A 24,631-nucleotide genomic window follows, 5' to 3' on the forward strand; every position below is an offset into this window, starting at 1 on the left:
TTAACCCTTAACCGCCTTCACGATCTTCTCGGCACCGTCTTTCAGGTTGTCCGCCGCGATCACGTCCAGGCCAGAGGTGTTAATGATCTCTTTGCCTTTCTCGACATTGGTGCCTTCCAGACGCACGACCAGCGGAACCTGCAGGCCGACCTCTTTCACGGCCGCCACAACGCCCTCGGCGATCACATCACAGCGCATGATGCCGCCGAAGATGTTGACCAGAATGCCTTTGACGTTCGGGTCCGAGGTGATGATCTTGAACGCCTCGGTCACTTTCTCTTTAGTGGCACCGCCACCCACGTCGAGGAAGTTGGCAGGCTCGGCCCCGTACAGTTTGATGATGTCCATCGTGGCCATCGCCAGACCGGCACCGTTCACCATGCACCCGATCTCACCATCCAGCGCGATGTAGTTCAGGTCGTATTTCGAGGCTTCGAGTTCCTTGGGGTCTTCTTCGGTCTCGTCGCGCAGTTCAGCGATATCGGGGTGGCGGTAGACCGCGTTGCCGTCGAAACCAACCTTGGCGTCCAACACTTTCAGATCACCCTTGTCCGAGACAATCAGCGGGTTGATCTCCAGCATCTCCATGTCCTTCTCGACGAAGGCGGAGTAAAGCTGGCTCATCAGTTTGACGCATTGTTTGACCTGTGCGCCTTGCAGACCCAGCGAAAATGCGATGCGGCGGCCGTGATAAGGTTGATAGCCGGTGGCCGGATCAACCGAGAAGGACAGGATTTTCTCGGGCGTGGCTGCAGCCACCTCTTCGATATCCATGCCGCCTTCGGTCGAGCAGACGAAGGAAATACGGCTGGTCTGGCGATCCACCAGTAGGGCAAGATACATCTCGGTCTCGATGCCGGAACCGGCCTCGATATAGATGCGGTTGACCTGTTTGCCCGCAGGGCCGGTCTGATGCGTGACCAGCGTGCGGCCCAACATTTTTTTGGCCTCTTCGGCGGCTTCTTCGACCGATTTGGTCAGACGGACACCGCCCTTTTCACCGGCGTCGGCCTCTTTGAAGCTGCCCTTGCCGCGCCCACCTGCGTGGATCTGTGCTTTGACAACCCAAAGGGGGCCATCCAGTTCACCGGCTGCGGTTTTGGCTTCCTCGGCGCGCAGAACCGCGCGACCGTCGGAGACCGGGGCGCCATAGCTGCGAAGAAGCGCCTTGGCTTGGTATTCGTGAATGTTCATCGAAATTGTCCCGTCTGACTACGATTGACCTTTTATAGGGGTGTGTAGGGGACAAGTTTAAAGGCTTTTTTGATAGCAAAGCGGTATTTCACGAAGATTTTCACTATTTGTGATCACAGTATTTTCAGGTGTGATCACAAAAATAAACTGATGTGGAAAGTGATTCGAGCACGCCATCTTCGCGATAGGTAACGCATTCAGAAACCGGTATTTACTCTGTTTGCGCCAACATGTGCGACCGATATGCGACGACACGCGACCAAAAGAAAACCGGCCCAGAATTGGACCGGTTTCAATTTGGATTGGGTCCGCAGCTTACGCCAGAGAGTTGTCGATGCCCTTACATGCTTCGATCAGGCCTTTCACGGCGTTGACCGAGTTGTCAAAGCCAGCTTGCTCTTCTTCGTTGAGCTTGATGTTGACGATCCGTTCAATGCCGCCGGCACCGATCACGGTGGGAACGCCCACATACATGCCGTCAACACCCAGCTCGCCATTGCAAAAGGCGGCGCAAGGCAGAACGCGCTTCTGGTCTTTCAGATAAGCTTCGGCCATTTCGATAGCCGAGGTGGCCGGAGCGTAGAAGGCCGAACCAGTTTTCAGCAGGCCAACGATTTCGGCGCCTCCGTCACGGGTACGCTGAACGATGGCGTCCAGTTTCTCCTGCGTGGTCCAGCCCATCTCGACCAGATCCGGCAAAGGAATACCGGCGACGGTTGAATAGCGCACCGACGGCACCATCGTGTCGCCGTGGCCGCCCAGCACAAATGCGGTCACATCGCGCATGGAGACGTTGAACTCTTCCGACAGGAAGTGAGCAAAACGGCCCGAGTCCAGAACGCCTGCCATACCGCAGACTTTGTTGTGGGGCAGGCCCGAGAATTCGCGCAGCGCCCAGACCATTGCGTCCAGCGGGTTGGTGATGCAGATGACGAACGCATCGGGCGCGTTGGCGGCGATGCCTTCACCCACGGATTTCATGACCTTCAGGTTGATGCCCAGCAGGTCGTCCCGGCTCATACCCGGTTTGCGTGGGACACCAGCCGTCACGATGCAGACGTCCGCGCCTGCGATGTCTTCGTAGGACTGGGTGCCCTTAAGCTTGGCGTCAAACCCTTCGGAGGGGCCGGATTCTGCGATGTCCAGCGCCTTGCCTTCGGGGGTGCCTTCGGCGATGTCGAACAGGACGACGTCACCCAGTTCTTTCATTGCAGCGAGGTGGGCGAGCGTGCCGCCGATCTGACCTGCGCCGATCAGCGCGATCTTGGGTCTGGCCATGTGGAATATCTCCGATGGATTTTGAAATCGCGGTTGTGCTAGTCGCTAAAGCGGCAATACGCAAGGGTTTCACGACGTGGCATACAACCGCATACCGTTGCTGGGTCGCTTTGGTTGCGCTAAACGGCCTTTGAGATACGCTTTTTCGGAACCGCCGCATGTTTGAGTTAAATTTTTTGTTTTTTGCGGTGGCGATCCCTGCGGTGATCTTTGCGGGCATTTCCAAGGGCGGGTTTGGGTCGGGCGTCGCCTTTGCTTCCTCGTCGATTCTGGCGCTGATCTTGACGCCGGGACAGGCGCTGGCGCTGATGTTGCCCATCCTGATGGTGATCGATGTTGCCACGTTAAAGCCTTATTGGAAGCGCTGGAGCTGGCCGGATTCGCGCCTGTTAATCCTTGGCGCTGTGCCCGGCATCGCGCTGGGCGCGTGGCTGTACCGCGTGACAGATGACGATTTGTTGCGCCTGCTGATCGGAGGGATCTCGGTTGGGTTCGTGATCTGGCATATGGCGCAAAGCAAGGGCTGGATTCGCGGATTTGCCAACCGGTTGCCGCCCTCGGCCGGGCTGTTTGCGGGGCTGGTGGCCGGGTTCACCAGCTTTGTCAGCCATGCTGGCGGCCCACCCGCCGCCGTCTACCTGCTGTCGCAGCGCCTGTCGAAGACCGAGTTTCAGGCCAGCACCGTGCTGGTCTTCTGGGTGATCAACGCGGCGAAATTTGTGCCCTTCGCCTATCTGGGCCTGTTCACCTGGCACACCGCGCTGGCGGATTTACTACTGACCCCTTTCGCCATTCTTGGCGCGTGGTTGGGCGTCCGGGCACATTTCATGATGTCCGAGCGCCTGTTCTTTGGCATCGCTTACGTCCTGCTGACCCTGACAGGCGGCAAACTGATCTGGGACGCGCTGACCTAGATGTTGGGCGGCAGCGCCTCGGCCATATCCTCATAGGACTGACCGGACGCGATCAGGCAGGTTACCCCGTCCGGCAGTGTGACAGTGATCGTCCAACTGCCGCTTGCGGCAGAGGCGTAGACCTCCATCACCGCACCCTGACGCGCGATGCCGATAACCTGCCGGGTCTCGCCATAGGTTTCGGTTAGCCGTTTGACCAAGTCTTCGCGCGGGGCGCAGGTTCGAGCCTGTACCTGCTGGGCGGCCAGAACCATGATTCCTAGCCCAATTGTCATCGTGAACAGCGTCTTCTTCATCCTTGTACCCTTTCGATTCCATCTGTCTTAAAGGGTGCGGGCCAGGCACCGAAATCCGGTTAAACCAACGCACGTTGCGTCGCGAATGCTGCGATGCGGCGATTTTGCTCTTGAACTTTCCGAAAATAAATGCCCCATTCTGCGCAACTTTATTTCTTTTTGGAGAGGCCAATGGACCCCCGTCAGCGCCCCTATCGCTCTGTACTGTATATCCCCGGCTCGCGTGATCGGGCGCTGGACAAGGCACGCACCTTGCCGGTCGACGCGATCATCTTTGATCTGGAGGATGCAGTTGCAGCGGATGAAAAAGAGAACGCGCGTGAAACGCTCAAGGCTGCTCTGGCCGCAGGCGGGTACGGCGCGCGGGTCAAGATCGTGCGCATAAACGGGCTGGAAACCGAATGGGGTCGCGCCGATGCCGAGGCCGTGCGGGACATGGATGCCGACGTGGTTTTGCTGCCTAAGGTGAACTCGGCCGCTGATGTAGACGCGCTGGCTGCGATCACCGGCGATATCCCGATCTGGGCGATGATGGAGACCCCGCGTGGGATGCTGAACGCGGCCGATATCGCCGCACATCCGCTGATGGCGGGTTTCGTGATGGGCACCAACGACTTGGCCAAGGAGTTGCAGACCCGGTTCCGCCCCGACCGCTTGCCGCTTATGACCTCGCTGGGCCTGTGCCTGTTGGCCGCCAAGGCCGAGGGGCTGATCATCGTGGATGGTGTCTACAATGCCTTTAAGGATGACGAAGGTCTGGCCGCAGAATGCACGCAAGGCCGCGATATGGGCTTTGACGGCAAGACGCTGATCCACCCCGCTCAGGTCGAGATCACGAACGCCGCCTATGCGCCTTCGGACAGCGAAATTGATCTGGCGCAACGTCAGATCGCGGCCTTTGAAGCGGTCGAAGCGCAGGGGCAGGGCGTTGCTGTCGTGGATGGCAAGATCGTTGAAAACCTGCACGTTGCAACCGCCCGCGAAATTCTGGCAAAAGCAGAGGCGATTTCAGCTTTGCAAGCGGGGTAAGCCAGCATGGGCTTCGTTCTTCTGATCCTTGGTGTGGCGCTTTGGTGGGCCGCACATCTGTTCAAACGCGTCGCGCCCGCACGGCGGGCGGCCATGGGCGATGGCGGCAAAGGTGCGGTGGCACTGGCGCTGGTGGTGGCGATTTTGCTGATGATCTTCGGCTATCGCATGACCGATTTCATCTATGTCTGGGCGCCGCCCACATTCCTGATCCACGTCAACAACCTGCTGGTGCTGATTGCCATCTTCCTGATGAGCCCCGCACCCAAGAAAGGCCGCCTGCTGAACAAGCTGCGCCATCCGATGCTAGGCGGGTTCAAGCTGTGGGCCTTTGCGCATCTGCTGGTGAATGGCGATCTGGCCTCGATCATCCTGTTCGGCGGATTGCTGGCCTGGGCCGTGGTCGAAGTGATCGTGATCAACAAGTCCGAACTTGACTGGACCCCCGGCGAACCCGGGACTTACGGCAAAGACGCGATGTTCTTTGTGGCCTCGATCGTTCTGCTGGGTTTCATCGGCTATATCCATGGGCTGGTCGGCCCATCGCCGTTCGGATCGTGAGGGGAACAAGATGGCAAAACTCTATCGTCTGCTGACCGAAGAGGACACCTCGGCCTTTTGCCACAAAGTGTCCGACGCGCTGGCCAAAGGGTGGGAGCTGTATGGCGACCCGTCTTATGCCTTTGACGCCGCCAATAACGTGATGCGCTGTGCGCAGGCTGTAACCAAAGAGGTCGCGGCCGACTATTCACCCGATATGAAACTGGGACAACAATAATGGCAAAAACCAACTCAGGCCGCTTTTTCGAGGACTATTCCGTCGGGCAGGTGCTGCAGCATGCGGTGCCGCGCACCGTAACCGATGGTGAGCGCGCGATGTATCACGCGCTCTATCCAGCGCGTCATGCGCTGTATTCTTCGGATGAGTTTGCCCGAGCCTCTGGCCTGCCGCAAAGCCCGCTGGATGATCTGGCGGCCTTCCACGTGGTGTTCGGCAAGACAGTGCCGGATGTATCGCTGAATGCGGTGGCCAATCTGGGCTATGCCGAGGGGCGCTGGCTGAAGCCGGTCTATGCCGGTGACACGTTGCGGTCGGAATCCGAAGTGATTGGGATCAAGCAGAATTCGAACGGGAAGACCGGGGTGGTTTACGTACGCACCCGTGGCCTGAACCAGCGCGACGAGGCAGTCATGGAGTATGTCCGCTGGGTTATGGTGCGCAAATCAGACCTGTCCGCCCCCGCGCCCGAAGCGGTTGTGCCGCAGTTGAAAAAGGCGTTGGAGCCAAGTGATCTGGTCATTCCGCAGGGTTTGAATTTCTCGAACTACGATTTTGCCCAAGCCGGTGAGGCGCATCGCTGGGGCGATTATGAGATCGGCGAAAAGATCAACCACGTGGACGGTGTCACCATAGAAGAGGCCGAGCATATGCTCGCCACCCGCCTTTGGCAGAACACCGCCAAAGTGCATTTCGACCTGACCTTCCGCCCCGAGGGGCGACTGATCTATGGCGGGCACGTGATCTCGATGGCGCGGGCGTTGTCGTTCAATGGCCTGGCCAACGCGCAGATGATCGTGGGTCTGAACGGCGGTGCGCACGCCAACCCGTGTTTCGCGGGTGACACGATCAAGGCCTGGTCCGAGGTTCTGGACAAGGCCGAAACCGGTGTGCCGGGTGTAGGTGCCATCCGCCTGCGTTTGGTTTCTACGAAAGGCGGCGAACCATTTGAATTGAAAAATGAGGACGGCCGATACATGCCGGGCGTGCTTTTAGACCTCGATTATTGGGCGCTGATGCCAATCTGATCTGTGCGCACATTCATGTGATCGCAGCTCGGCACAATCGTGCTAGGCTGCGCGCATGTTGCTTCGATCCTTAGCTGCCTGCATTCTGCTTTCGCCGCCCGCCTGGGCGTGTGATTTGGCATTGGCGCTTGCGGTGGATGTCTCGGGTTCGGTCGATTCGTCGGAATACCGAATCCAGATGGACGGGCTGGCGGAAGGATTGCGGGATCCCATCGTCTCAGAAGCTTTGGTGCGCGGAAACGCGCGCCTGATGCTGGTTCAGTGGACCGGCGCGTCGCGGCAAAGAATAACCATCCCCTGGACCAAAATCGACAGTTTCGAAACCCTCGACCGGTTTGCTGATCAGGTGGGTGCTGATCCTCGGGTCTGGCGCAACTTCTCGACAGCTATCGGAGAAGCACTTGAGATGACTCTGGTGAATTTTGACGAGGTTGCCACCTGCAAGCGGCATTTGATCGACATCTCGGGTGATGGAATTTCCAATGAAGGGGTTGAGCCGACCGAAATTCACGAGACCCTGCGCCGCCGCGGCGTCACTGTGAATGCCATTGCCATCGAAGAAAGCGAACCCGACCTTACGGCATATTTCTTCGAAAACGTCATCGTGGGTGAAGGTGCCTTTGTGGTGTCGGCCGCCGGGTTCGAAGATTACCCCGAGCGCATCCGCAAAAAACTGCTGCGCGAGGTGACGCAGCAAACCGCTGGATTGGAATAGATTCGAGGCTCGGGCGCTAACATTCCGAGCGCGTGATTAATTTTGTGATCACGTCATTATTTTGCGTGATCACAACTTGCCGATATCTGCCATATTGCGTCAATTTGCGGCTTTTTTGCATGTGCAGCACGTGACAGTGTCGCAAAAACCAGTAAAACGTTCGGTAGCCAACCGAAAAGGAGCCGCCATGGCCGATGTTAATCGGGGCAATCGCCCGCTTTCTCCGCATCTGTCGATCTATCGTCCGCAATTGACCTCGGTCACATCCATCCTGACACGCATCACCGGGAACGCCATGATCGTGGCTGCTTTGCTGATCGTCTGGTGGTTTCTGGCCGCTGCGACCTCGCCCGAGGCATTCGAGCGCGCGAACTGGTGGCTGACGTCGGTTTTGGGCGATCTGGTCATGGCGCTGTCTTTGTGGGGGCTGTGGTATCACACGCTGGCCGGTATTCGGCATCTGATTTGGGACAACGCGATGGGCCTGGATATTCCCACTGCTACTAAATTGGGTTGGGCTGTAGTTGGCGGATCGGTTGTCCTGACCCTTCTGACCCTGATTATCGTTGCTTAAAGGAGGCCAACCATGCGTTATTTGACAGACCGCAAACGCGCAACTGGCCTGGGATCGGCCAAAGCGGGCACAGCCCATTTCTGGCGGATGAAGGTCAGCTCGGTGGCTTTGCTGATCCTTGTTCCGCTGTTCATCTTCACCTTTGGTCCCGTGTTGGGGCAGCCCTACGATGTGGTCCTGGACTATTATTCGCGCCCGTTCCCGGCGATTGTTGCGGCGCTGACATTGGTGATCGGTATGAAACACTTCGCCGAAGGCGCACAGGTGATGCTTGAGGATTATGCCCACGGCACGACCGAGAAGGTCCTGATCATCCTGACAACCTGCCTGTCCTATGGCGCGGCTGCGGCGGGCCTGTTCGCCATCGCCCGCATTGCCCTCTAATTCCCGGAGCTGAAAGAAATGGCTGCATACGAATACGAAACGCATGAATATGACGTGGTCGTTGTCGGCGCCGGTGGGGCGGGTCTGCGGGCCACGCTGGGCATGGCCGAACAAGGGCTGCGCACCGCCTGCGTGACCAAGGTTTTCCCGACCCGCTCGCACACGGTTGCGGCGCAGGGTGGCATCGCAGCATCACTGTCGAACATGGGGCCGGACCATTGGCAGTGGCACATGTATGACACCGTCAAAGGCTCTGACTGGTTGGGCGATACCGACGCGATGGAATACTTGGCGCGTGAGGCCCCCAAGGCAGTATACGAGCTGGAACATTATGGTGTGCCGTTCAGCCGGACCGAAGAAGGCAAGATCTATCAGCGTCCCTTCGGCGGCCACACCACTGAATTCGGCGAAGGACCCGCAGTACAGCGTACCTGTGCGGCTGCTGACCGGACCGGCCACGCGATCCTGCATACACTGTACGGGCAATCGCTGAAGAACAACGCCGAGTTCTACATCGAATATTTCGCCATCGACTTGATCATGTCCGAGGACGGGCAGTGTCAGGGCGTCGTCTGCTGGAAGCTGGACGACGGTACGATGCATGTCTTCAACGCCAAGATGGTTGTACTGGCGACCGGCGGCTATGGGCGCGCCTATTTCAGCGCCACATCAGCCCATACCTGCACCGGTGACGGCGGTGGCATGGTCGCCCGCGCGGGCCTGGCCCTGCAGGATATGGAATTCGTGCAGTTCCACCCGACCGGTATCTACGGCTCGGGCTGCCTGATCACCGAAGGTGCTCGGGGCGAGGGCGGATACCTGACCAACTCGGAAGGTGAGCGGTTCATGGAGCGCTACGCGCCCCAGTACAAAGACCTTGCGCCTCGTGACTATGTCAGCCGGTCGATGACCATGGAAATCCGCGAAGGGCGCGGAGTGGGTGGAGAAGGGGATCACATCCACCTGAACCTGTCGCACCTGCCTGCCGAGGCACTGGCAGAACGCCTGCCGGGCATCTCAGAGTCGGCCAAGATTTTCGCCGGTGTCGACGTGACCAAGGAACCGATTCCGGTTCTGCCAACGGTTCACTACAACATGGGTGGCATTCCAACGAACTACTGGGGTGAGGTTCTGAACCCCACTGCCGATAACCCAACCGCCGTGGTTCCCGGTCTGATGGCTGTCGGCGAGGCCGGATGTGCCTCGGTTCATGGGGCAAACCGCTTGGGCTCGAACTCTTTGATCGACCTTGTGGTCTTTGGCCGCGCGGCCGCGATCCGGGCCGGTAAGGTTGTAGATGCCGAGGCTGCGAATCCGGTACTGAATCAGGCGTCGGTCGATAAGGCGTTTGACCGGTTCGATGCGGCACGCAACGCCAATGGTTCGATCCCGACCGCCGACCTGCGACTTGAGATGCAGAAAACCATGCAGGCTGACGCGGCAGTATTCCGTACCGCCAAGACCATGGCTGAAGGCGTCGAAAAGATGACGGCCATTGCAGCCAAGATGGACGATCTGAAAGTCACCGACCGCTCGCTGGTCTGGAACAGCGACCTGATGGAGACGCTGGAACTGGGCAACCTGATGCCGAGCGCATTGGCGACGATCGTCGGAGCCGAAGCGCGTAAGGAATCTCGTGGTGCCCACGCCCATGAGGACTTTGCCGAGCGCGATGATGAGAACTGGCGCGTTCACACCGTTAGCCGGGTCGAGGGCAACAAGGTCGAGCTCAGCTATCGCCCTGTGATTGCGGACCCGCTGACGACCGAAGCCGAAGGCGGCATCAGCCTTAAGAAAATCGCTCCGAAGGCGCGGACCTTCTGATCGGTTGATCTGTCAAAGCCATCCCGGATTGGGGTGGCTTTTTTGTTTGGCGCGTGTGCGGATCAAACAAGTTCTGACAACGCATTCTTTAACAATCCCGAGACACGCATCGGATCGCGTTGGACGGCGAATTCGAAACAGGCAAGCCGTTTCTCATTCAGTTCCGCGTCAGACATCTCCATCATACGCATCATCATACGGATCAACCCGCGGGGGTTTTGCGCAGGGTAAAGCAGATCGTGGCAGGCTTCGGGTGTGGTTTGTTTATGCGCTTCTATATCTGGTCCGATTATCGGCAAGCCGAAGGTTTGCGCCAACATCGCCGTGCCCGAGGTGAAGGTGGTCGTCGATGGCAGCACATAGACATGGGCCTGCGAAAATAGCTGAGGTATTTCGCTGTCGGGTATGCGATCGGCAATGACCGAAACATTGGCGATGCCATCCAGCCGACGCGCCAATCGGCGGCCCTTTCGAAATACACGCCCGGCGATCGAGACGTGAAACGCGTGCCCTCGATTGGTGAGTTTACGGGCCGCGAGGTGAAGCCGTTCCAACTCACGATTGCCGCGCATGGCGCCGAAGGTCAGAAATCGCGTGATCTGGCGGGGTGCGAGGGGACGGGCCATTGAGACTTCGGCATGTTCATAAACTCCCAGATAGCTGGGATGCGGGATCAGGCGCAGTTTTTCAGACTCGGCCCCGTATTCGGATATCATATAGGCCCATGCATGAGGCGTGTGCACGTGGATCAAATCCGCCATTTTCGTCAGGGCACGGCGGTTTTCGGAAAATAGGTCGTTGGCGTCACCATGGCTGTGGGCCTGTTGGTTGTGGATGGTCCAGATCAAGCGGCCACCGTTTTGCTTGAACCGGTCCAAGTGCGCGCGCACCTGTTGGAATTTTAGCGCATCATCCTCGCCTGATTCTCGAAACAGCCTATCATCCCAATGTAGGTGGAGAATCCTGTTTTCTTCCTGAAAATCAGGGTGTGCAAATTCTGAAAACTCCACGTTCTTAGATGTGGTCAGATTGAATTCCGGCCCGCAGGCGGAATACATCATTTTCTGATACGGGTTCTTTGTCCCGAAAGGAATATTTGCGACGTTTGTCGGCATTTTTCGGGTTTGCACCTGCTGGAATTCCAAGCCATTTCACTTCTTGCACGTTTCCCGCGCAAAATCAGTTTGTAAAGGCGAAAATGCCTAATTTTATTGACTGTTTTCAAGGCGAAAAGGTTGGCTTTCCGCCTCTCAAAGTGTATCAACAGGCAGGAATTTAGCGAGGTCGGAAATGGTACAACTCACCCTGCCAAAGAATTCCCGGATCACCACCGGTAAAACCTGGCCCAAGCCGGATGGCGCGACCAATGTGCGCAAGTTTCAGATCTATCGCTGGAACCCGGATGATGGTCAGAACCCTCGGGTGGATACCTATTTCGTCGATATGGACAGCTGCGGCCCGATGGTTTTGGACGCGCTGATCAAGATCAAGAATGAGATTGATCCGACGCTGACCTTCCGCCGGTCCTGCCGCGAAGGTATTTGCGGATCCTGCGCGATGAATATCGACGGGATCAACACACTGGCCTGTATCTATGGCATGGATGAGATCAAGGGAGACGTGAAGATTTACCCGCTGCCCCATATGCCCGTGGTCAAGGACCTGATCCCTGATCTGACGCATTTCTATGCTCAGCATGCCAGCATTATGCCGTGGCTGGAAACCAAGACCAATCGCCCGGCGAAGGAATGGAAGCAGTCCATCGAAGATCGCAAAAAACTGGATGGCCTGTATGAATGCGTGATGTGCGCAAGCTGCTCGACCTCGTGCCCCAGCTACTGGTGGAATGGTGACCGTTATCTTGGACCCGCCGCGTTGCTGCACGCATATCGCTGGATCATCGACAGCCGCGATGAGGCAACGGGTGAGCGCTTGGATGAGTTGGAAGATCCGTTCAAGCTGTATCGTTGCCACACGATCATGAACTGTGCCAAGACCTGTCCTAAGGGTCTGAACCCGGCCAAAGCGATTGCCGAAATCAAAAAGATGATGGTCGAACGCGCGGTTTGACCCGCGCTGCCATGCTTTGCCGCCTTGCGGTAAGCGCATGGCAAGATTGCAAAATCATGCACTGCGAAGGGTGCTGATCGGGCTTATAGTCTGGTCAGGGAGGAGCGATTGAACCAATTAGGGATCGCTCCGATGGAAAAAAACCCCTCAGAAAAACAAGCCGCTGCGGCAAAAGCACTGGAGTTGCTGGATCAGGCGTGGGCCTACTACATGCCCGAGCCGAACTCGACCCAAGAGCAGCATGAACCAGAGTTATTTGAATACGCAAACGCGGCTTGATCCGCCGATCGGAATGGGCGATGGAAGGCCATGCCCATTCTGTTGCTTTTGCTTGCTGCCGGAGTCTTCGCCTATCTGTTCTGGCGATCCCGCACAACGACTCTGACGCGTGATTGCCGTTGGCGTCAGCACCGCAAAGAAGGGATTTGGACTTGCGCTTTTTGCGGCGCGCGGCAGGAGGGCGAGACCTCTCCTACCGCATGCTTCAAGGGACGAGAGTGACGGTAGGTCCGTCTGGATTCAGGTCTCAGGAAACGCGGCCTGCAAGGCAATTTCGACCATGTCGCCAAAGCTGCTTTCCCGCTCGGACGAGGGGAGCGCCTCACCGGTCAACAAGTGATCAGAAACCGTCAGCACCGCCAGCGCGCGGCATTTATGGCGCGCGGCCAGAATATAAAGCTCGGCGGCTTCCATCTCGACGCCCAGAATGCCGTGGCGCACCATCTGTTCGTTCAGATCGGGCCGTTCGTCATAGAACACGTCCGACGAATAGATGCCGCCCACATGGGTCGGCGTGCCTTTGGCAGCCGCAGCCTGCGCCGCTGCTTGCAACAGGCCCCAATCGGCACAGGGGGCAAAATTCAGCTCTTTCATGATGCCCCGCGAAGGCGTGCTGAGTGTGGTCGACGTCATCGCCAAAATCACGTCGCGGATATTGACGCTGTCCTGCATTCCGCCGCACGAACCGATGCGGATCAGAGTTTTTGCGTCGTAGTCACGGATCAATTCGTTCACGTAGATCGACAGTGAGGGCATGCCCATGCCGCTGCCCTGAATCGTAACCGGGTTACCTTTCCACGTGCCGGTGAAACCCAACATGCCGCGCACATTGTTGACCTGTTTTGCGTTGTCTAAAAAGGTCTCGGCGGCCCATTTTGCCCGATAGGGATCGCCGGGCAACAATACCGTTTCTGCGATTTCGCCTTTTTCAGCGCCAATATGAATTGTCATGTCAGGTCAATTCCAATCAGATTTCCAAATCAGCCATATTGGCGCCGGAATTCAGCGCATCATGCACCCATTGCGGTTTTCGGCCGCGCCCGGACCAGGTTTGATCGGGCGAAGAAGGATTGCGATATTTCGCTTTGGATTTGGCTTGTTTTCCAGTCACAGAACCGCCATCTGACAATTCGGCCAGCGAAAACCCGTATTCCGCAGCCGCTTTTTCAGCAGCCTTCAGAGCTTCTTGCCGCTCTCTTTTCTCTGCTTTTTTCAACGCCTTATCAACATTTTCGCGCAGAGCGATCAGTTCTTTGCGCGACATGTTTTCCAGATTGGTTCCCATCTGATTTCCCCTGTATTCGAATCGAATTCCGGATGGTGTCAAACCCAAACCGAAATTCTAATGACAGGCATTATCTATCCCTTTTTTCAAGGAATAGAAATTGAGAATGCAGAAAGAAACGGAACTGTTATTGTGCCGCCAGATTTTGTGGATCGACCAGAGTCACGATGTCACCCATAATCGCATTCAGTTCGAAATTTTTGGGTGTGTAGATTTCGGAAACACCCATCGCTTTCAATTTCTCGGCGTCGTCATCCGGGATGATGCCGCCTACGATCACAGGCACGTCCAATCCGGCCGCGTTCAGGCGCGTCATGACGTCCTCGACCAGCGGAATATGGCTGCCCGACAGGATTGATAGACCGATCACATGTGCCTTGTCTTCGATAGCGGCGTTGACGATTTCCTCGGGCGTCAGGCGGATGCCTTCATAGCTGATGTCCATGCCGCAATCGCGCGCGCGGAAGGCGATCTGTTCTGCGCCGTTGGAATGGCCGTCCAGCCCCGGCTTGCCGACCAGGAATTTCAGACGACGCCCCAGCTTGTCGCTGACCGCATCCACAGCGGCGCGCAATTCGTCCAGCCCTTCGGTTTTGTTCGAGACCGACCCTGACACACCAGTGGGTCCGCGGTAGGTGCCGTAGACCTTGCGCATCTCTTCGGCCCATTCACCAGTGGTGACGCCCGCCTTGGCGGCTGCGATCGAAGGCTCCATGACATTGGCACCGGTCTGCGCCGCTTCGCGCAAAGCTGCGAGCGCTGCGGAGACTGCGGCGTCGTCACGCTCGGACCGCCACTCGTTCAGGCGGTTGATCTGTTCCTGCTCGACAGCCGGATCAACTACCATGATGCCGCCATCTTCGGTTTGCAGCGGCGAGGGCTCGCCCTCGGTCCATTTGTTCACGCCGACCACGACGGTCTCATTTCGTTCGATCCGGTTCAAGCGTTCGGCATTTGAATCCACCAAGCGGGATTTCATGTATTCGATCGAGGCGACCGCACCGCCCATCGAATCCAGGTTGGCCAGTTCTGCGCGTGCACCTTCCTTTAGGTCTTCAACCTTGGCATCGACAGCAGGGTTGCCGTCGAACAAGTCGCCATATTCCAGCAGGTCGGTCTCATAGGCCAGAATCTGTTGCATCCGCATGGACCATTGCTGATCCCAGGGGCGCGGCAGGCCCAACGCCTCGTTCCACGCAGGCAGCTGAACTGCGCGGGCGCGGGCTTTCTTCGACAGGGTCACGGCCAGCATCTCGATCAGGATGCGATAGACGTTGTTTTCCGGCTGTTGCTCGGTCAGGCCAAGCGAGTTCACCTGCACGCCATAGCGGAAGCGGCGGAATTTGGGGTCTTCTACACCGTAACGGTCCTTCAGAATCTCATCCCAAAGATCCACAAAGGCCCGCATCTTGCACATCTCGGTGACAAAACGGATGCCCGCGTTCACAAAGAACGATATTCGACCGCACAGCGCGGGGAAGTCTTCGGCCGGTACGCGCGGGCGCAGCTCGTCCAGAACAGCGATTGCTGTTGCCAACGCATAGGCCAGTTCCTGTTCGGGTGTCGCGCCAGCCTCTTGCAGGTGGTAGGAACACACGTTCATGGGGTTCCATTTCGGCACGTTGGTATAGCAGTACTCGGCCACATCCGCGATCATCTTCAGCGACGGTTTCGGCGGGCACACATAGGTGCCGCGGCTCAGGTATTCCTTGATCAGATCGTTCTGAACCGTGCCCTGCAACTTGGACACATCCGCGCCTTGTTCTTCGGCCACGGCGATATACAGCGCCAGCAACCATGGTGCGGTCGCGTTGATGGTCATCGAGGTATTCATCTGTTCCAACGGAATCTGTTCGAACAGTACCCGCATGTCGCCCAAGTGACTGATCGGCACGCCGACCTTGCCGACTTCGCCGCGCGCCAAAGTGTGGTCGCTGTCATACCCCGTCTGAGTCGGCAGATCGAAAGCGACCGAAAGGCCAGTCTGACCTTTGGCCAGGTTGCCGCGATACAGCGCGTTTGACGCCTGGGCGGTGGAATGACCGGCATAGGTTCGGATGAGCCAGGGGCGATCTTTCTGCATCTGCGTCATAGCTGGGCCTCGTGTCTTTTCTGGGCAATAAAATTACTCACGAAGCCTCTAAAGCGCAATTTTTGGGATATGTCAATTCGCTGCGTTGCGGCATATGTGGTTCTTGTGATTGTAGGACGCAACGTTTGCTGTCAGGGTGCGCGCATGACTGAGACCGTGGAGCTTCCGCTTTGGCTGTTTTTGCTGATCCTGGTATTTGCCGCGGTCACATTTGCTTCGCATTTCCTGTTCCCTTCGGTGCGGTGGTTCTTTCGCCGTCGTCTTGAACGCGCAGTCAAACGCCTGAACACCCGCCTGCAACGCCCGATCCAACCGTTCAAGTTGGCCGAGCGGCACGACATGATCCAACGTCTGATCTATGACCCGCAGGTGGGGCAGGCTGTGCAAGACCATGCCCGCGAAACCGGGGTGCCCGAGGCGGTGGCCTTCGAAATGGCCCGCCGCTATGCGCGTGAAATCGTGCCCTCCTTTTCAGCCGTCGCCTATTTCAGCATCGCCATAAGGTTGGCGCGGATGCTGAGTAATGCGTTTTATGACGTGCGGCTCAGCTATCAGGATGAAGAGGCAATCAAGACTATCGACCCGGATGCGACCGTTGTGTTCGTGATGAACCACCGCAGCAACATGGATTACGTGCTGGTCACATATCTGGCCGCGCAACATTCAGCGCTGTCTTACGCGGTGGGGGAATGGGCACGAGTTTGGCCACTCAGCCGCTTGATCCGGGCCATGGGGGCCTACTTTATCCGGCGCAGATCGGGCAGTGAGCTGTACCGGCAGGTACTGGCATGTTACGTGCGACACGCGACCGAAGCGGGGGTGACGCAGGCCATGTTCCCTGAAGGGGGGCTTAGTCTGACCGGTGCCTTAGGGCGCCCCAAGCTTGGTCTGTTGAAATACATACTGGACGGAACCAAGCCGGGCGGCAAGGACGTGGTGTTTGTTCCTGTTGCGCTGAATTATGACCGGGTGCTTGAGGACACAATCTTGACCAAGGCTGCACTTGGGAGTGAGAGGCGGTTTCGGGCTCGGATCGGAGTGATCACCGGGTGGATTCTGAAGCAGATCGGCCGCCGACTGATCGGGCGCTATACGCGCTTTGGTCTGGCGTCGGTGCGCTATGGCCGGCCCATTTCGTTGCAGGACTTCCGGGCCGAACATGAACAAGACGTCATGACTGACCTCGCTCGTGCTTTGATGGGACGTATCAAGGATGCAATCCCGTTGGTGCCGCTGCCTGCGATCTGCAAGCTGATCCAAGACCGAACTGAGTTGCTGGAGGATGATGTGCGCAGCCTTGTCGCGCAGGCCATGCGACGTGACGGAACTTTGACCGACCCGAGTGAGGCTGCAATCACCCAAGCTTTGGATCAACTTGTCCAAAGGCGGATTCTGAAACAAGTGGACGGGAAAATATCTCAATCTGGTCAAAGGGTTGACCTGCTGGAGTATTATGCGGCTTCGGCTCCGGGTGATGTGGAGTTCGGAGATGCTGCGCTCGCAAAGAGAGTTTCTGCATCCGCTGGGTCATAAAATTACAAAATAGATACAAAATTGGTTGCAATATTTCTCAAGGCCCAATATTTCATCTGGTAAGGCCTGCGATTCTGCATCGCGGCAAACATTGAGATGGAAGGAGGCCAACATGGCTTTGGACACCGAAAGCGGTATCGCGACCTACGACGCGCCGGAAAAAGACCTCTATGAAATGGGTGAGATCCCTCCGATGGGGTTTGTACCCAAGAAGATGTACGCGTGGGCAATCCGCAAGGAGCGCCATGGCGAGCCGGACACGGCCATGCAGCTGGAAGTGGTCGATGTGCCCAAGCTGGACAGCCACGAGGTGCTGGTTCTGGTGATGGCGGCAGGTGTGAATTATAACGGCGTTTGGGCGTCGTTGGGCAAACCGATCAGCCCGTTTGACGGTCACGGTCAACCGTTCCATATCGCGGGTTCGGATGCTTCGGGCATCGTCTGGGCCGTGGGCGACAAAGTGCGCCGCTGGAAAGTGGGTGATGAGGTCGTGATCCATTGCAATCAGGATGACGGCGACGACGAAGCCTGCAATGGCGGCGATCCGATGTACTCCGACAGCCAGCGTATCTGGGGCTATGAGACACCGGACGGGTCTTTTGCCCAGTTCACCAATGTCCAAGCGCAGCAGTTGATGCCGCGCCCGAAGCACCTGACCTGGGAAGAAAGCGCCTGCTATACGCTGACACTGGCCACCGCCTACCGGATGCTTTTCGGTCACGAGCCGCATGATCTGAAACCCGGTCAGAACGTTTTGGTTTGGGGCGCTTCGGGTGGTCTGGGGTCTTATGCGATCCAGTTGATCAATACGGCGGGCGCAAATGCTATCGGTGTGATCTCGGATGAAAGCAAGCGTGATTTCGTGATGGGTCTGGGCGCAAAGGGCGTTCTGAATCGCAAAGATTTCAACTGCTGGGGTCAGCTGCCTACCGTCAACACGCCGGAATATGCCGAGTGGTTCAAAGAGGCCCGCAAATTCGGCAAGGCCATTTGGGACATCACCGGTAAGGGTGTGAATGTCGACATGGTGTTCGAACACCCCGGCGAAAGCACCTTCCCTGTCTCGACCTTCGTTGTGAAAAAGGGCGGTATGGTCGTGATCTGCGCCGGAACAACCGGCTATAACCTGACCTTCGACGTGCGTTACATGTGGATGCACCAGAAGCGCCTGCAAGGTTCGCACTTCGCGCACCTGAAACAGGCGTCCGCTGCAAACCAGTTGATGGTCGAACGTCGTCTGGACCCTTGCATGTCTGAAGTCTTTGCGTGGAACGAGCTGCCCGAAGCCCACATGAAAATGATGCGCAACGAACATAAACCGGGCAACATGTCGGTTCTGGTTCAGGCACCGCGCACTGGCATGCGGACTCTGGAAGAGGTTCTGGACGCACGCGGATAACCGACCTGCTCTATCAGAAATCGCGCCCGCGAATCGTTAGTCAGGTTCGCGGGCGCGCTGCGTTTTATGCGCAGGTGATCCTTTTCAACGACTTGCAGAACCCAGCCCCGCTATTTTTGGGGAGTAGAAACCAGTGAATAGCCTAAAAAACACTGCACATGTTATGGTTGTGTTAACCCTTCGTTAACCGTTTCGGAGCGACTCTAGATGGCGAAAAATGAGTGGATACTGGACGTTTTGTCGGATCTCAACGCCTTTGCGGTTGAGAACGGTTTGACCGCCCTTGCCGAGCAGTTGGATGACACCAAGCTGATCGCAGCGGCCGAGATTGCGTCCTTGAAGGATGAGGCTCGGACGCCCGCGAATGGGAACAGATCTGGATATGGCTCAGGTCCTGGAGGACTTGGAAAACACCAGCACGCTTGATGAATTGGGTGCGGTCGCCCTTGGATTACGCGACCGATTGCACATCGAGCATCTGATCTATCATTGGGTCGACGGGGCCGGGGACCAGTACGGGTATACGACCTATCCCGACGCCTGGGCCGAAAGATATCTCGAGCGGAATTACCACCGTATTGACCCCGTCATCCTGGGATGCTTTCAGCGCTTTCATCCTGTGGATTGGAAATCTCTGGACTGGTCCGGCAAGGTGGCGAAGAATTTCCTACAGGACGCGTTGGAGCACGGGGTAGGCAACCAGGGCTATTCGATCCCGATCCGGGGCCCGAACGGCCAGTTTGCGCTGTTCACCGTAAACCACACCTGCGACGATGCCAGTTGGAAAGCTTTCATCGATACCCATGGGCGTGAGCTGATCCTGATTGCGCATTATTTCAATCGAAAGGCGCTGGAGTTTGAACGCGACCGTCAACCGGATGCGCCGCGCGGGCTGTCCCCACGCGAGGTGGATGCCATGACCCTTCTGGCGCTGGGCTATAGCCGAGCGCAAGTGGCGCATTCCTTGTCTATCTCTGAACACACGCTGCGTGTTTATATCGAAAGCGCCCGCGCCAAGCTTGGGGCGCAGAATACCACCCACGCGATCGCAACGGCGCTCAGTCGGGGATTAATAGTCGTTTAACGACCGCGCGCCCCTCGAACCGGAAATTAACCACGACTTTGTACCCCCTTCGTTCCTGCACAGGACGACAAGGGGAAAAAGTCATGCTGCGCTATTTGTTTGCCGACGAACTTCACAAGTTTCCGGATCTCGCCGACGGAATGTTCCGCGACCGGGCCGATCAATTCAAAACCCGGCTGGGTTGGGACGTGCGTATAAACGAAAAGGGGGAAGAGAGGGATCAGTATGACGATCTGAACCCGCTCTACGTTATCTGGGAAGAAGAGGATGGTAGTCACGGCGGGTCCATGCGTGTGTTGCCTACCACTGGGCGCGTTATGGTGAACGAAGTATTCGGGCATCTGACCGGGGGTGAACCGATCAACAGCCCCCTGATCTGGGAGGTGACACGCTTTTGCCTGTCCCGAACGGCCAGCCCACATACCGCCGGTGCCATTATGCTAAGCGGGGGTGAAATCATGGAAGGGTTCGGCCTGACTCATATCGCGGGTGTGTTTGATGCGCGCATGATTCGGATTTACCGGCTGATAGGGTCGTCTCCGGTCGTTCTTGGCTCGGAAGGGAATGGGCGTGATCAGATTTCCGTCGGGTTGTGTCCTTATTCTTCCGACGATTGCAACCGTGTGGCCGAGCGTGCCGGTATCCCGCGTGAACTGTCACGCCTTTGGTTCAAGACCGCGTTTGGCACCGGTCGGCAGCATCGGTTTGCTCTGTCGGCATAAGCTGTTGAAAACCGGAAACCGCATCTGGTGATGGCGGGCGCGGCCTTGTAGGGTCGCGCCATGTCTACGCCCTTAGTGACCTTCTCGGACGACCAAGCCGCTGCTTATGACAACATCGCCGAGATGTTGAGGTCGGCAGGCGTTGATCTGGATGACGATGCCCTTCTGAAACTGCCGGGCAATGGCAAATCCGGTGTGATGGCGGTGATCGGAAAGGCTGGGTCGGGCAAGACGCTGCTGTTGGCCGAGCTTTACAAGGCGCTGGCTGAAACTGGCGTTCAGATCGTCTCGGGCGATTTTGAAAGCCGCAAGGCGCGGGACAAACGCAGCCTTGCTATTCTAGCGCCCACCAACAAGGCGGCCAGTGTGTTGCGGTTGCGCGGCGTTCCTGCGACCACGATCCACCGTATTCTCTACACGCCGGTCTATGACCCCGAATATGAGCGGATTGCCGAGTGGCTGGCCGGAAACGACGAACGCCCCGAAATCGAAGGGTTGACGGACGAGGCATTGGACCGTGCCGCCGCGTTTTATGAAAACAACAAATCCATTCCGGGTGCTTTGGCTGCTGCTGGGCTGCGCGGGTCGGATTTCATTACTGGCTGGAAACGTCGGGAAGAACCTTTGGATATCGGGTTCGTAGACGAAGCCTCGATGTTGGACGACCGGCAGTTCGAGGACCTGCAGGAGATTTTCCCGACACTGTTGCTGTTTGGCGATCCGGCGCAGTTGGCTCCGGTCAATCAATCGGGCAGCATGGTGTTTGACGGCCTGCCCGAGCCGCGAAAACAAATCCTGCATCGCGTGCATCGTCAGACGGCAGACAACCCCATTCTGGATCTGGCCCATGCGCTGGCGGACCCTGCCATGGGGTTTGAAGATTTCGAGCGTCTGGTTGAACAAACGGCCCGGCAGGATGACCGCGTTCTGTGGGGGCAGCGGGTCGAGGTTGATCTGATGGCCCGCAGCCCGGTTCTGGTGTGGCGCAATGCGACCCGCATTCGTTTGATTCAGGCGTTTCGGCAGGTGCATGGTGCCCCGGATACTGAATTGCTGGAAGGCGAGCCGCTGATCTGTGATGGGATCGAACTGCCCTTGAAGCATCGCAAGAAGCGTCTGGACCTTGAGGCGCGCGGGCTGATCAAAGGGGCGCAGGTTGTTTATCTGGGGCCGGGTCGCAAGCCGGGTTTTTCGCGCCTGCATGTCATGGGGGCCGAAGACCCGCAGGTCAGCGCGGCCTCGATCGTCAAAATCGAAATGCCGGATGAGGAAGAGCCGTTCATCCCCTATGCCGCCCGCATGGGCGCGACTTTTCTGCATGGGGCGGCCGTGACTATCCACAAGGCGCAGGGGTCGCAATGGGACACAGTGCAGGTCTTTGCACCGGATATCTATGCCGCCGCTCGGATGGGCCGGACCGAGGCCGGGCAGCCTTTGTGGAAACGTCTGGCTTATGTGGCGATCACGCGCGCGCAGGAGCGGTTGATCTGGGTCGTGCGCAATCGTCTGGCAAAGCCGACCTATCCGTTACGCATTGATGACTTGCGGGCGGTTCCGGCGGCCTCGCTGACATTGGAGGCGGAAGAGACATGAAGGCGATCATCGTAACCGGCGCAAGCTCGGGCATAGGGCGCGCCACAGCCGAGCTGTTTCTGAACAACGGCTGGACCGTCGGCCTGTTGGCCCGTAGCGCCGAAAAGCTGAATGAAATAGCGCAACAACATTCCAAGGCGATCGCGCTGGCGGCAGATGTGACGGATCCGGTCGCGGTCGCGCGGGCCTTTCGGACGTTTTCGAACCGGGCAGACAGGCTGGATGTCTTGTTCAACAACGCGGGCATCTTTGCCCCCGGTGGTACAATTGATGAGATCGCGTTGGACGACTGGTACCAAAGCGTCAACGTGAACTTGAACGGCATGTTCCTGTGCGCGCGCGAAGCCTTTCGGATCATGCGACACCAGTCGCCGCAAGGCGGCCGGATCATCAACAACGGGTCGATTGCCGCTTATGTCCCCAGGGCGAATTCGGTGCATTATTCGGCGACCAAACACGCGATCACGGGGCTGACACGCAGCCTGTCGCTGGATGGGCGCGACTTTGGCATTGCCTGCGGTCAAATCGACATCGGCAACGCGCGAACGCAGATGGTGCAGGGACTGGTCGACAGCGCCGTTGCTGCGGGGCAGCAGCCGGATCCCACGATGGATGTTGAGGATGCAGCCCGGTCCGTGCTGCACATGGCGTCTTTGCCGCCCGAAGCGAATGTGCAGTTCATGACGGTAATGGCCACGACGATGCCCTATATCGGGCGCGGCTAGATCAGTTTTCGCGCAGCAGGCGGAAGGCCGTGGAGGCGCCCCAACCAGCGGCAATAGCGATGACCAGCGACATAAGCCCGTACCACACCGGTTGTTGGCGGGACATGTTGTAGAGGAACCGCTCTAACCCAACCTTGCGCACGTTAATCGTTGTTTCGAACTCAGAGATCACTTCGCGACCTCGGGTCAGGAAGATTCGCGCGGCATAGTCGCCCTCAGTCAGGTCAGCGGGCATGGCGATCGAGGTTCTGAACAAGGTTTGCTCATCCACCGCCACGGTGTTTTCGCGGATCGAATAGAGGCCTTCATCCTCGCGAATACGCACTACGGCATCCGCAAAATCCTGCGCGCCCTTGATGTGCATCGCGGCTCCGACCGAGCGGATGGCTCGTTCGATCGAGACGCGGTATCTCAGATCCTCGGTATCCGATAGGATTTCCTTCAGTGGCCCGCTTGTGGCCACGGCGTAAAAGCTGGGGGCGAGGTCGACCAGAACGCTGTCGGTGTTGACCCAGATGCCCAGCTTGCGCTCTTTCCGCCGGACAGTTACGGCGCTGGACGGCCCGGCCACGGCGACGATCACCTCAAGCGGAGGGCCGTCCGGGATCGGTGTTTCGCGTTTGACGGCGCCAAAAATCAGTATCTCGGACCCGTCGAAGGTTGCAGTGATTGCAACGCGGTCCTGGCTGAGGCCAAGCACTACGGATTCTTCTTCGGCCAAAGCCGGAGTGGTGCAGAGGGCAAGTAACAGGATCAGCCGTTTCAGCATGATTAATGCCCCCCTTCCGCGCCAAGCGAATACAGCTCGGACGGTTCCAGTAGCAGGTCCAGCGCCAGTTTACCGCACACCACCAAAACCAGCGCGGCCAGCAGAACCCGAAGCTGCTCAGCCGGCATACGCGCGCCAATCACGGTCCCGATCTGCGCCCCGACAACACCGCCCACTAGCAGTAGGACAGCCAGCACGATATCGACCGTGTAGTTCGTGGTTGCGTGCAACATCGTGGTGAAGGCCGTGACGAAGATGATTTGGAACAGCGAGGTCCCAACAACCACCTTTGTCGGCATTCCCAGCAGATAGATCATCGCGGGCACCATGATGAACCCGCCGCCCACGCCCATGATGGCGGACAAAACGCCCACGCACAGGCCGACCAGAACCGGCGGAATAACCGAGATATAAAGGCCGGACGTGCGAAAGCGCATCTTGAACGGCATCGCGTGGACCCAGCCGCGCTGACGGCGCGCTGCGGGCGCGGCCCCGCCTTTTTTAGACTTGCGCAGCGCATTCAGGCTTTCGATAAACATCAGGCTGCCGACTACGCCCAGAAATACGACGTAGCACAGTGTGACCAGCAGATCGACCTGACCGAGGCTTTTGAGGTAGTTGAATACCACCACCCCAAGGGCCGCGCCCATTAAGCCCCCCGTCAGCAAAACAGTCCCCATTTTGAGGTCGACGGTCTTTCGCCTGAAATGAGCCAACACCCCGGAAAAGGACGAGGCGACGATCTGGTTTGCTTCGGTCGCCACTGCGACAGCTGGGGGGATGCCTATGAAGAACAGCAGCGGCGTCATCAGAAACCCGCCACCGACACCGAACATGCCGGATAGAATCCCGACCATGCCCCCGAGTCCCAGCAGCAGAAAGGCGTTGACGGAAACTTCGGCAATGGGAAGGTAAATCTGCATGATAAACTAGTACTTGAGGCCAGATGCGCCGTTCAACGCCGCAAAGCTCGTTTCAACAGAAAATGACGGAAGCCGGTTGTGACCCGCTAAGGCAATCCGCGGAAACCCGGCCACAGTGGGCTTTTTTCCAAGGACAGCTATCA

Annotated in this window: 26 protein-coding genes and 1 pseudogene; 18 read left to right on the plus strand and 9 right to left on the minus strand. The window is 57.8% G+C overall.

The annotated features are described in order from the left end of the window. Both sucC and mdh read right to left on the minus strand, forming a co-directional pair. Positions 1–1,194, minus strand: a complete 1,194-nt coding sequence (gene sucC / locus GOV79_RS10370) for an ADP-forming succinate--CoA ligase subunit beta (RefSeq protein ID WP_170789726.1) — start codon at positions 1,192–1,194, stop codon at positions 1–3. Between the two features lie 315 nt (positions 1,195–1,509). Continuing rightward, positions 1,510–2,472 (minus strand): malate dehydrogenase, encoded by a 963-nt coding sequence (mdh, locus tag GOV79_RS10375; RefSeq protein ID WP_170772546.1) that lies wholly within the window; start codon positions 2,470–2,472, stop codon positions 1,510–1,512. A 158-nt stretch (positions 2,473–2,630) separates the two neighbouring features. Here mdh and GOV79_RS10380 point away from each other — a divergent pair, with 158 nt between their 5' ends. Then, positions 2,631–3,386, plus strand: coding sequence for a sulfite exporter TauE/SafE family protein (locus GOV79_RS10380; protein ID WP_170772545.1), 756 nt, complete (start codon positions 2,631–2,633; stop codon positions 3,384–3,386). On the opposite strand, the gene GOV79_RS10385 is transcribed toward GOV79_RS10380, so the two are convergent. Beyond that, positions 3,383–3,682, minus strand: coding sequence for a hypothetical protein (locus GOV79_RS10385; protein WP_170789727.1), 300 nt, complete (start codon positions 3,680–3,682; stop codon positions 3,383–3,385). The genes GOV79_RS10380 and GOV79_RS10385 overlap by 4 nt on opposite strands. 171 nt (positions 3,683–3,853) lie before the next feature. On the opposite strand from GOV79_RS10385, the gene GOV79_RS10390 reads away from it, so the two are divergent. The 8 genes from GOV79_RS10390 (at position 3,854) to sdhA (ending at position 10,014) form a co-directional block, all read left to right on the plus strand. Beyond that, on the plus strand, positions 3,854–4,711 hold the full coding sequence (locus tag GOV79_RS10390) for an HpcH/HpaI aldolase/citrate lyase family protein (RefSeq protein ID WP_170789728.1): 858 nt from the start codon (positions 3,854–3,856) through the stop codon (positions 4,709–4,711). A gap of 6 nt (positions 4,712–4,717) precedes the next feature. Beyond that, positions 4,718–5,272 carry an NnrU family protein gene (locus GOV79_RS10395; RefSeq protein WP_170789729.1) on the plus strand — a complete coding sequence of 185 codons (555 nt, stop codon included), beginning with the start codon at positions 4,718–4,720 and terminating at the stop codon, positions 5,270–5,272. 10 nt (positions 5,273–5,282) lie between these two features. Next, positions 5,283–5,489 carry a DUF1737 domain-containing protein gene (locus GOV79_RS10400; RefSeq protein ID WP_170751789.1) on the plus strand — a complete coding sequence of 69 codons (207 nt, stop codon included), beginning with the start codon at positions 5,283–5,285 and terminating at the stop codon, positions 5,487–5,489. Beyond that, positions 5,489–6,517, plus strand: a complete 1,029-nt coding sequence (locus GOV79_RS10405; protein WP_170789730.1) for a MaoC family dehydratase — start codon at positions 5,489–5,491, stop codon at positions 6,515–6,517. Before GOV79_RS10400 ends, GOV79_RS10405 begins: the two co-directional genes overlap by 1 nt. Positions 6,518–6,572: 55 nt before the next feature. Beyond that, on the plus strand, positions 6,573–7,232 hold the full coding sequence (locus GOV79_RS10410) for a DUF1194 domain-containing protein (RefSeq protein ID WP_170789731.1): 660 nt from the start codon (positions 6,573–6,575) through the stop codon (positions 7,230–7,232). A 187-nt stretch (positions 7,233–7,419) separates the two neighbouring features. Then, entirely contained in the window at positions 7,420–7,806 is a 387-nt protein-coding gene (sdhC, locus tag GOV79_RS10415) for a succinate dehydrogenase, cytochrome b556 subunit (protein WP_170772535.1), read from the plus strand. A gap of 12 nt (positions 7,807–7,818) precedes the next feature. After that, positions 7,819–8,190 carry a succinate dehydrogenase, hydrophobic membrane anchor protein gene (sdhD, locus tag GOV79_RS10420; protein ID WP_170772533.1) on the plus strand — a complete coding sequence of 124 codons (372 nt, stop codon included), beginning with the start codon at positions 7,819–7,821 and terminating at the stop codon, positions 8,188–8,190. An 18-nt stretch (positions 8,191–8,208) separates the two neighbouring features. After that, positions 8,209–10,014 carry a succinate dehydrogenase flavoprotein subunit gene (gene sdhA / locus GOV79_RS10425; RefSeq protein WP_170772531.1) on the plus strand — a complete coding sequence of 602 codons (1,806 nt, stop codon included), beginning with the start codon at positions 8,209–8,211 and terminating at the stop codon, positions 10,012–10,014. Between the two features lie 62 nt (positions 10,015–10,076). Here the strand turns inward: sdhA and GOV79_RS10430 are convergent, their stop codons facing one another. After that, positions 10,077–10,892 carry a glycosyltransferase gene (locus tag GOV79_RS10430; protein ID WP_170789732.1) on the minus strand — a complete coding sequence of 272 codons (816 nt, stop codon included), beginning with the start codon at positions 10,890–10,892 and terminating at the stop codon, positions 10,077–10,079. 412 nt (positions 10,893–11,304) lie between these two features. On the opposite strand from GOV79_RS10430, the gene GOV79_RS10435 reads away from it, so the two are divergent. Together GOV79_RS10435 and GOV79_RS10440 are read left to right on the plus strand one after the other, a co-directional pair. Continuing rightward, positions 11,305–12,084 (plus strand): succinate dehydrogenase iron-sulfur subunit, encoded by a 780-nt coding sequence (locus tag GOV79_RS10435; protein ID WP_170772528.1) that lies wholly within the window; start codon positions 11,305–11,307, stop codon positions 12,082–12,084. Between the two features lie 132 nt (positions 12,085–12,216). Beyond that, positions 12,217–12,363 carry a hypothetical protein gene (locus GOV79_RS10440; RefSeq protein WP_170789733.1) on the plus strand — a complete coding sequence of 49 codons (147 nt, stop codon included), beginning with the start codon at positions 12,217–12,219 and terminating at the stop codon, positions 12,361–12,363. A gap of 240 nt (positions 12,364–12,603) precedes the next feature. Here GOV79_RS10440 and deoD read toward each other — a convergent pair whose 3' ends face one another. From deoD to GOV79_RS10455, 3 genes and pseudogenes are all read right to left on the minus strand, one after another. Further along, positions 12,604–13,314, minus strand: a complete 711-nt coding sequence (gene deoD / locus GOV79_RS10445) for a purine-nucleoside phosphorylase (RefSeq protein ID WP_170789734.1) — start codon at positions 13,312–13,314, stop codon at positions 12,604–12,606. A 16-nt stretch (positions 13,315–13,330) separates the two neighbouring features. Beyond that, positions 13,331–13,648 (minus strand): H-NS histone family protein, encoded by a 318-nt coding sequence (locus tag GOV79_RS10450; RefSeq protein WP_170784883.1) that lies wholly within the window; start codon positions 13,646–13,648, stop codon positions 13,331–13,333. A 127-nt stretch (positions 13,649–13,775) separates the two neighbouring features. Next, positions 13,776–15,743 (minus strand): annotated as a pseudogene (locus GOV79_RS10455) (methylmalonyl-CoA mutase family protein); the annotation flags it as partial. Positions 15,744–15,884: 141 nt separating this feature from the next. Between GOV79_RS10455 and GOV79_RS10460 the strand changes: the two are divergent. From GOV79_RS10460 to GOV79_RS10490, 7 genes are all read left to right on the plus strand, one after another. Further along, positions 15,885–17,273, plus strand: a complete 1,389-nt coding sequence (locus tag GOV79_RS10460) for a 1-acyl-sn-glycerol-3-phosphate acyltransferase (protein ID WP_170789736.1) — start codon at positions 15,885–15,887, stop codon at positions 17,271–17,273. 112 nt (positions 17,274–17,385) lie between these two features. Further along, a complete protein-coding gene (gene ccrA / locus GOV79_RS10465; protein ID WP_170772516.1) occupies positions 17,386–18,672 on the plus strand; it encodes a crotonyl-CoA carboxylase/reductase in 1,287 nt (428 codons plus the stop codon). Between the two features lie 207 nt (positions 18,673–18,879). Beyond that, positions 18,880–19,098, plus strand: a complete 219-nt coding sequence (locus GOV79_RS10470) for a hypothetical protein (RefSeq protein ID WP_170784701.1) — start codon at positions 18,880–18,882, stop codon at positions 19,096–19,098. After that, positions 19,037–19,756 (plus strand): helix-turn-helix transcriptional regulator, encoded by a 720-nt coding sequence (locus GOV79_RS10475; protein WP_170789737.1) that lies wholly within the window; start codon positions 19,037–19,039, stop codon positions 19,754–19,756. The genes GOV79_RS10470 and GOV79_RS10475 overlap by 62 nt, the downstream gene beginning before the upstream one ends. A gap of 83 nt (positions 19,757–19,839) precedes the next feature. Then, entirely contained in the window at positions 19,840–20,478 is a 639-nt protein-coding gene (locus tag GOV79_RS10480; protein ID WP_170789738.1) for an acyl-homoserine-lactone synthase, read from the plus strand. 60 nt (positions 20,479–20,538) lie between these two features. Beyond that, the gene (locus tag GOV79_RS10485) at positions 20,539–22,071 is read left to right on the plus strand and encodes an ATP-dependent DNA helicase (RefSeq protein WP_170789739.1); all 1,533 of its coding nucleotides are present in this window, start codon (positions 20,539–20,541) and stop codon (positions 22,069–22,071) included. Further along, the gene (locus tag GOV79_RS10490; RefSeq protein ID WP_170789740.1) at positions 22,068–22,796 is read left to right on the plus strand and encodes an SDR family oxidoreductase; all 729 of its coding nucleotides are present in this window, start codon (positions 22,068–22,070) and stop codon (positions 22,794–22,796) included. Before GOV79_RS10485 ends, GOV79_RS10490 begins: the two co-directional genes overlap by 4 nt. A gap of 1 nt (position 22,797) precedes the next feature. Here the strand turns inward: GOV79_RS10490 and GOV79_RS10495 are convergent, their stop codons facing one another. Continuing rightward, the gene (locus GOV79_RS10495) at positions 22,798–23,565 is read right to left on the minus strand and encodes a TIGR02186 family protein (protein WP_170789741.1); all 768 of its coding nucleotides are present in this window, start codon (positions 23,563–23,565) and stop codon (positions 22,798–22,800) included. 2 nt (positions 23,566–23,567) lie between these two features. Next, positions 23,568–24,488, minus strand: a complete 921-nt coding sequence (locus tag GOV79_RS10500; protein WP_170772506.1) for a sulfite exporter TauE/SafE family protein — start codon at positions 24,486–24,488, stop codon at positions 23,568–23,570. Positions 24,489–24,631 lie beyond the last annotated feature (143 nt).

It is taken from the genome of Ruegeria lacuscaerulensis, assembly GCF_013034745.1.
Taxonomy (GTDB): Bacteria; Pseudomonadota; Alphaproteobacteria; order Rhodobacterales; family Rhodobacteraceae; genus Ruegeria; species Ruegeria lacuscaerulensis_B.